The organism is Halolamina salina (assembly GCF_042678005.1).
Taxonomy (GTDB): Archaea; Halobacteriota; Halobacteria; order Halobacteriales; family Haloferacaceae; genus Halolamina; species Halolamina salina.
Genome location: NZ_JBHUDH010000007.1, coordinates 3,688 through 11,291, shown reverse-complemented (window position 1 = coordinate 11,291; position 7,604 = coordinate 3,688). Strand labels below are relative to the sequence as shown.

8 protein-coding genes are annotated in these 7,604 nt (G+C 70.0%); 2 read left to right on the top strand and 6 right to left on the bottom strand.

Annotated features, from left to right (window positions below; all coding sequences use genetic code 11):
* The coding region (locus ACFR9S_RS00835; protein WP_379817763.1) for an aminotransferase class I/II-fold pyridoxal phosphate-dependent enzyme at positions 1-301 on the top strand (301 nt) is incomplete at its 5' end.
* 60 nt (positions 302-361) lie between these two features.
* On the opposite strand, the gene ACFR9S_RS00830 is transcribed toward ACFR9S_RS00835, so the two are convergent.
* Both ACFR9S_RS00830 and ACFR9S_RS00825 read right to left on the bottom strand, forming a co-directional pair.
* On the bottom strand, positions 362-1,258 hold the full coding sequence (locus ACFR9S_RS00830) for an alpha/beta fold hydrolase (protein ID WP_379732155.1): 897 nt from the start codon (positions 1,256-1,258) through the stop codon (positions 362-364).
* Between the two features lie 26 nt (positions 1,259-1,284).
* Positions 1,285-2,547, bottom strand: coding sequence for an FAD-dependent oxidoreductase (locus tag ACFR9S_RS00825; protein WP_379817761.1), 1,263 nt, complete (start codon positions 2,545-2,547; stop codon positions 1,285-1,287).
* Positions 2,548-2,885: 338 nt separating this feature from the next.
* Here ACFR9S_RS00825 and ACFR9S_RS00820 point away from each other — a divergent pair, with 338 nt between their 5' ends.
* The gene (locus tag ACFR9S_RS00820; protein WP_379817759.1) at positions 2,886-4,283 is read left to right on the top strand and encodes a sodium-dependent transporter; all 1,398 of its coding nucleotides are present in this window, start codon (positions 2,886-2,888) and stop codon (positions 4,281-4,283) included.
* Between the two features lie 31 nt (positions 4,284-4,314).
* Here the strand turns inward: ACFR9S_RS00820 and ACFR9S_RS00815 are convergent, their stop codons facing one another.
* The 4 genes from ACFR9S_RS00815 to ACFR9S_RS00800 all read right to left on the bottom strand — a co-directional run.
* Positions 4,315-4,770: an arsenate reductase/protein-tyrosine-phosphatase family protein gene (locus tag ACFR9S_RS00815; RefSeq protein WP_379817757.1), complete on the bottom strand. Its 456-nt coding sequence runs from the start codon at positions 4,768-4,770 to the stop codon at positions 4,315-4,317.
* A gap of 2 nt (positions 4,771-4,772) precedes the next feature.
* The gene (gene arsB / locus ACFR9S_RS00810) at positions 4,773-5,825 is read right to left on the bottom strand and encodes an ACR3 family arsenite efflux transporter (RefSeq protein ID WP_379731424.1); all 1,053 of its coding nucleotides are present in this window, start codon (positions 5,823-5,825) and stop codon (positions 4,773-4,775) included.
* Positions 5,822-6,202, bottom strand: a complete 381-nt coding sequence (locus ACFR9S_RS00805; protein WP_379731423.1) for an ArsR/SmtB family transcription factor — start codon at positions 6,200-6,202, stop codon at positions 5,822-5,824. Before ACFR9S_RS00805 ends, arsB begins: the two co-directional genes overlap by 4 nt.
* Positions 6,203-6,355: 153 nt before the next feature.
* Positions 6,356-7,604 (bottom strand): S9 family peptidase (locus ACFR9S_RS00800; RefSeq protein ID WP_379817755.1); only part of this gene is annotated, 1,249 nt, incomplete at its 5' end.

Genomic DNA, 7,604 nt, shown 5'->3' with positions numbered 1-7,604 from the left:
CGCCGACGAGGCGTTCGTCGCGGCCACGCGCGAGCGCGTCGCCGACGAGCGCGAACGCCTGCGGGCGGCGATCGCCGAACGGTTCGACGTCCGGCAGTCAGACGCGCCGTTCCTGCTGTTCGACGCGGGCGACGTGGGCGTCGACGCGCTGCTCGAACGGGCTCGCGAACGCGGGGTCGTGCTCCGCGACGCCCGGAGCTTCCGGGGCCTGGACAGCCACGTCCGCGTCGCGGTGAAGGACCGGGCCGCGAACGACCGGCTGCTGTGGGCGCTCGGGCTGGCTCCGGAGCCGGAGACGTAGCTGGGAATCTGGCGGCGTTCCGCGCGCCGAGGCGTCGCCGTCGACGCCGTTCGGCGGGTTTCAGGACTCGAAGTGAGTGAGGAGGGAGTCGATCACGCGGTCGGGCCGCTCGTGCGGGAGCCAGTGTGTCGCGTCGGGGAACCGCTCGAGCCGGCCGTCCTCACAGTAGTCGACGCTACGGGGCGCCATCTCCGGGATCAGGGCCTGATCGTTCTCGCCCCAGAGCACGAGCGTCGGGGCGGTCACCGTCTCCCGGGGCGGCTCGTCGTTGTGCCGGAACAGCGCCCGGTACCAGTTCAGCATCGCGGGCAGCGCGTCCGGCTCCGACCACGCACGACGGTAGCGCTCGAAGTCCGTCTCCTCGAACGTCCCGGGGTTCGACCCCTCCGCCATCGCGGTGACCATGAACTCGTACTCGTTGCGCCCCGCGTACCAGTCCGCCAGCCCGGAGAGCTGGAAGAAGAACATGTACCAGCTCTTCCGCATCTGGGTGAGGTTCGACCGGAGGGTGCTCTCGAACACCGTCGGGTGCGGGACGTTGACGATTCCGAGCCGGTCGACCGAGTCGGGGTGTCGCAGCGCGAGGTCCCACGCGACCGCCGCACCCCAGTCGTGACCGACGACGTGGGCGCGCTCCCGGCCCTCGCTGGCGATCAGGTCGACGATATCGCCGGAGAGTTCGGTGATCCGGTAGGCGCGGACCCCGTCGGGTTTCTCGCTCCAGTTGTACCCCCGCTGGTCGGGCACGAGCACGCGGTACCCCGCCTCGACGAGCGGCCCGACGTACTCCCGCCACTCGTACCAGAACTCCGGGAAGCCGTGCAGCAACACCACGAGCGGCGCGTCCGTCGAGCCGGCGGCGACGACGTGCAGCGAGACGCCGTTCACCTCGCGGGTGGTTCGCTCGATCCCCTCTACGTCCGGTAGCGGTGCGTTCGCGTCGGTATTTCGGCTCATCGTGAATTGTGTGTCGCGTCCGGAGGTCAGGGCCGAACCGTCCGCCACACATTCCGCGGGCGGAGCAACGCTGTCGGCGGCTTCTCCATCCCGACGACGCGGTAGTACTCCTCGGCGAGGGCGCTGTCGGTCCGTGCGCGGCTGACCAGTCGGGACAGGTATCTGTTGAACAGGCCGGCGCCGGTCGGCGCCGGACCGGTCGTCGCTTCGAACTCGCTGTCGGCGCCGACCGCCATCGACCACGCGATGTCGACGACGTCCTCGGCGGCCGCGAAGAACCGAGGGCCGATCGCGTCGGTGGCGCCGGACGCGAGCAGGTGGTGGAGCTGCACCGCCTCCAGTGCGGCGACCGACATCCCCTGCCCGTAGATCGGGTTGAAGCTCGCGATCGCGTCGCCGGTCACGACGAGGTTCTCGGGGAAGCCGTCGAGCGCCGCGTACCGACGGCGTCGGTTCGACGGGAACGGGTAGCGATCGACGCCGTCGGAGACGACCTCGCGCTCGGCGACCAGCTCCCGGATCCCGTCGATCGGGAGCTCGTCGGCGAACGACTCGAACCCCGCGACCGTCGACGGCGGGTCGGTGTCGTGCATCCCGCCGAGCGTGACGAGCCACTCGCCCCCTTCGACGGGGAACGCCGCCCCGCCGTGGGTCCGAGGCGCCGACTGCGGCGCGAACAGCATCCGGCGATCGCCGGGCGGCCGGTCGATCCGGATCGTGCTGTACGTGAAGTCGATGTCGACCTCGACGGTGGGCGGCGACTCGTACCCGTTGTCGGCCAACCACTGCGGCGTCCGGCTGGTCCGGCCGGTCGCGTCGACGACCAGATCTGCCGGTACCGTCTCGGTGTCGCCGCGCTCACGGATACGAACGCCTTCGACGCGGGCGGCACTGTCGTCCGTTCGGTAGTCGACGAACTGGCACTCCTCCCGGAGTTCGACGCCGTCGAGCGCCGTCAGCCGGTCCCGTACGACCCCCTCGAGCAGCGGCCGGCTCGCACAGTACATCTCCATCCGCGTCGCCGGCGAGGCCAGAAGCCCGCCCGCCTCGTACTGCTCGAGGTCCTCGCCGACGTTGATGATCAGCGCGCCGGCGTCGATCAACTCCTCGCCGTAGCCCGGGAAGAGGTCACAGATCGTCGCCCGGCCGGCCTCCAGCAGGACGTGCACGTGGTGGCCCTGCGGGACGCCCCGCCGCGGCGCCGGCGTCGACGTGATCGAGGCGGGTTCGACCACGAGGACCTCGTCGTACGCGTCCGTGAGGACGCGTGCGGCCAGTAACCCGGCCATACTGCCGCCCAGCACGACTGCGCGATCGCCCTGTCGGTGCACTCGGTCGGGGTCGTAGCGTGTGGTCTCGGCGAGCGTCATAGTCCTCAAGTCGTCATAACTCGGCGCGTAGTGTGTGAGTGTTTACCAATCTACTATAAGGATTATTTAAAATTTCAACGAGATACCGACCGAGCCTCAGCGGGGGCAACCGAGCGGGCGGAGCTACCCCGGACCGACTCTCCAAGCATCGGTCGATTCGTCACGCACGTCAGTACACCGTCGTGTTCGACCGCTGACGACCGCGTACGCCGGTAACAACACCGCTTTCGGTGTCCGTCGTACACCTCTGTTCACCAATGGCCGATCGAGACACGTGGGTATCGAGCCTCGGGTTCGTCCTCGCCTCCGTGGGGAGCGCCGCGGGGCTGGGCAACGTCTGGCGGTTCCCGTGGCTGACCGCCGAGAACGGGGGGAGTGCCTTCCTCGTGGTGTACCTGCTCGTCGTCGTCGGCGTCGGCGTTCCGGGGCTGCTGGCGGAGTTCGTCCTCGGTCGGCGGGGCCGACAGACGCCGATCGGCGCGTTCCGCTCGCTGATCGGCTCGAAGTGGGGGAGCGCGCTGGGCGCGTTCAACGTCGTCACGACGCTGGCGATCCTCTCCTTCTACTCGGTCGTCGGCGGGTGGATCCTCCGGTACACGCTGGCGTCGCCGACGGGCGCGTACTTCGCACAGCCACAGCAGTACTTCGGCGCGATGGGGTTCGGGCCGGCGGCGGTGGGGTTCCACCTCGCCTTCCTCGGGATCGTGGCCGGGATCGTCTTCTTCGGCGTGGACCGCGGCATCGAGCGCGTCTCGAAGGTGATGCTGCCCGCGATCGCGGTGCTGCTGGTCGGGCTGGCGGCGTGGACGGCGACCCAGCCGGGTACCGCGGCGGGGTACGAGTACTACCTGCGGTTCGACGCAGGCTACCTCGCGGCGAACCTCCCGTCGGTGCTCGGTCCCGCGGCCGGGCAGGCGCTGTTCGCGCTCTCGGCGGTCGCCGGGACGCTGCTCACCTACGCCTCCTACATCGACGACGACACGTCGCTGCCACGGGACACACTCGCGATCGCGATATCGAACACGTTCGTCGGCGTGCTCGCGGGGCTGGTCGTGATCCCGCTGCTGTTCTCGCAGGGCGTCGACCCCGGCGGCGGCGGGCCGGGCGCGCTGTTCGTCGCGCTGGCTGGCGCATTCGGGTCGCTGCCGGGCGGCCCCGTCGTCGCGACGGCCTTTTTCGGGACGGTGCTGCTGGCGGCGGTGACCAGCGGCATCAGCCTCCTCGAAGTGCCGGTCGCGACGCTCGTCGACACGTACGGCGTGCCGCGGCGACGGGCGACGCTGCTCGTCTCGCTCCTGCTCGCAGTGACGGGGGGCGCGCTGGCGCTGTCGAACGGGGCCTTCCAGTTCGTTTCGGGCACTCTCGCGGACCTGCTGCTGTCGATCGGACTGCTGGCATTCCTCGCGGTCGCCGGCTGGCTGCTCCCGACCGATTCGGTCGCGGAGTTCCGAACCGGGGCGGGCCGTTTCGCGCCGCTGGCGGGGTCGTGGATCGCGATCGTCGGCTGGGTGCTGCCCACGGTCGTCCTCTTCTCGCTGACGAGCAGCGTCGCGCCGCTGGTCGGCGCCACGCTCGGCCTCGGCGGGCGGGCGCTGGTCGCAGTCGCCGTGACGCTCGCGTGTCGGCTGACCGTCGCCGTCGTTTCCGGGCGCTGAGGTCGGCTTCGCTGGTCTGGAGCGTCGCCGCCTACTCGGCGATCTCGTCGAACAGCGCGGCGACGCGCTCTGCGATCTCGTCGCGGATCGCCGCCACCTCGGCCGGCGGCCGTCCGTCCGGGTCGTCGAGCGCCCAGTCGCGGCTCTCGCCGCCCCAGCCCGCGGGGCAGACCTCCGCCGCCGAACAGCCCATCGTGATCGCGTAGTCGCTCGCCCGCAGTTCGTCGACGGTGATCTCGCGGGGGGTCCGGTCCGAGATGTCGATCCCGACTGCGGACATCGTGTCGACCACTTCGGGGTGAACGTGGTCGGCAGGTCGTGTCCCGCCGGTTAACAGGTCGATCCGGTCGTCGAGACCGCGTTGCTCCCGCTCACGGCGGGCGAACGCGTACGCCATCTGCGAGCGGCCGGCGTTCTGGACGCAGACGAACGCGACCGTCGTCGGCTCGGTAGCGTCGGCGTCCCGTCCGTCGGTAGAGTCAGACACGATTAGTCCCCCGTAATCGGGCTGCTCACGCCGACGCTCTCGGGGAACAGCCGGTCCTTCGTCGCCAGCGCCACCCGGACCAGCGCGAGCATCACCGGCACCTCGATCAGCGGCCCGACGACGGTCGCGAGCGCGACGTTGCTGCCGACGCCGAACACCGCGACGGCGACCGCGATCGCGAGCTCGAAGTTGTTCGAGGAGGCGGTGAACGCGACGCTGACGCTCTCGGTATAGGAGAACCCCAGCAGCGCGCTGGCGCCGTAGGCCATCGCCCACAGACCGGTGAAGAAGACGAGCAGCGGGATCGCGATCAGCACGATCTCCCCGGGGTTGGCGACGATGTAGTCGCCCTTCAGCGCGAACATCACCACCACCGTAAAGAGCAGGCCGAGCAGCCCGAACGGGCTGATTCGCGGGATGAGTCGGTCGTAGTACGCCTCGCGGCCGATCGTGCGGAACGCGGCCTTCTGCGTCAGGTAGCCGAGCAGGAGCGGGAGGCCGAGGAACACGCCGACCATCTGGGCGATCAGCGACATCGACACGTCGACCGCGGTGCCGCGCATAACCGTCAGGAACAGGAACGCGTAGGGGACGAACAGCGCGATCTGGAGCAGGCTGTTCACGCCGACACAGACCGCACAGAGCTCCTGATTGCCCGCCGCGAGTTCGTTCCACACCAGCACCATCGCGATGCAGGGCGCGATCCCGACGAGGATCAGCCCCGTGACGAACTCGGGGTGGCCGCCGAGGAAGAACGTCGCGAGCCCGTACATCACGAACGGCGCGATCAGCCAGTTGAACGCGAGCGTCAGCCCGATCTCCTTCCGCGCCGTGCGGGTCACCTTGGGCACCCGTCCGTAGTCGATCTCGGCCATGATCGGGAAGATCATCACGAACAGCCCGAGCGCGATGGGGAGGCTGGTGCCGTGCCACGTCACCGCGTTCAGCACGTCCACGACGCCCGGGGCGAACCGACCGACGCCGACGCCCAGCACCATCGCCAGCCCGATCCAGACCGTGAGGTAGCGGTCCAGAACGCCAAGCGAGTCGCTCACGCCGCCTCCCCGTCGGCGACCGCGAGCAGATCGTCGGCGAGCGCGGTGCTGTCGTAGTAGCGCCAGTTCCCCGCCTTCCGCCGGGTCGCGAGTCCGGCCTCGACGAGATCGGCCAGTGCGTGACTGACCGCGCTCTCGCTCACGTCGACGACAGGCTCCAGCTCACAGACACAGAGTTCGCCGTCGGCCGCGGAGAGGATGCGAGTCAGCCGGTGGCGCGTCTCGTTCCCCAGCGCGGCGAACGCGTCGCGGCCGCCGTCGCTCGCCGACGCCGCGAGGTCGTCGAGTTCGGCGAGACGCTCCCGGACGTCGGCGTCACAGCACTCGCCCACCTCGTCCTCGATCCGCCGTCGCAGGCGCGGTTGGGTGTCGCTCATCGAGAACTGCTTGAGCAAGTGTTCAGATAGCTGTTTCGGTATGAACGACTGTTCAGATAGTTCGGAAGGTGGCAAGCGATAGCGACCGAAAGGGGGGCCGGGAGCGTCGGTGCGGTCGGCGTCAGCGCGGGCGAATGGAGGGTCGGAGAAGCGTCAGCGGCGGAGCCGGCGGTCGAGGAACTCGTCGACGATCGCCAGCGGCTCAGGCACGCCGTCCGTGGCGCCCCAGTGACCGCTGTCGGCGAGTTCGTGGTACTCGACCGTCCCGTCCGGTCCGGTCTCGTTGCCCAGTGCCGTCAGCCGGTCGCGCATGATCCGGGCCTGTGAGACCGGCACGCGCGGGTCGTTCTCGCCGTGGACCAGCAGCAGCGGCGCGTCGACGTTCTCGGCGTGGGTGACGGGACTGCGCTGCTCGTAGAGTTCGGCGTTCTCCTCGGGCGTCCCGAGATATGTCGAGAGGAAGCCCGACCGGAACTGCGGCATCGTCTCGCGGTACATCGCCTCGAGGTCGGTCATCCCGACGACGACCGCGCCCGCGTCGTAGAGATCCGGGAACTGGACCATCTGCCACGCCGCACTGTAGCCGCCGTAGGAGCCGCCGTACACCGCGACGCGGTCCTCGTCGAGAAACGAGTACCGATCCAGCGTGTGTTCGACGGCGACGGCGATGTCGCCCTGTTCGGCGCCGCCCCAGTCCCCGTGGAGCGCGCGGCGGAACGCCCGACCACGGCCGGTGGATCCCCGGTAGTTCACCTGTAACACCGAGTACCCCCGGCGACAGAGGAACTGGACGTAGGGCTGGAACGTCCGCTCGCTGGCGAGGTCCGGGCCGCCGTGGGGGAACACCACCAGCGGCGACGGTCGCTCGCCGCCGTCCCAGAACAGCGTCCCGACCGCGAACTCCTCGCCGGGTTCGTGCTCGACGGCCGCCTGCGGCGTCTCGGGCACGCCGTCGGACGGCACCCGCTCGTAGGTCACGTCGGCGAGCATCCCGGGCTCGAACGGCCCGAGGTCGCGCTCGAAGATCGGGGTGGTCTCGTCGCTCGCGAGGTCGTAGCTGAGCAGTTCCGCGGGCCGGGTCGGCGTCGCGTGGGCGACGAGCACGCGGTCCCCGTCGAGGACGCGGCTCGGCCACTTTCCGAGGCGGGCGACACCCGCCGGCAGGTCGAACTCCCGGGACTCGCCCGTCTCGGTGTCGTACACGACGGGAACCGAGAGCGCGTCCCGACTGCGAGAGGCGACGAACCGCCGGCCGTCGGGGAGGAACGTCTCTGCCTCCTCGACGTGCTCGCCGTCGCCGAACCACTCGGTCTCGCCCGTTTCGAGGTCCAGTACGCCGGGACGGTTGACGCCGGACGCGTCGCTCTCGACGAGCAGTCGGTTGCCGTCGGGCGCCCAGCCG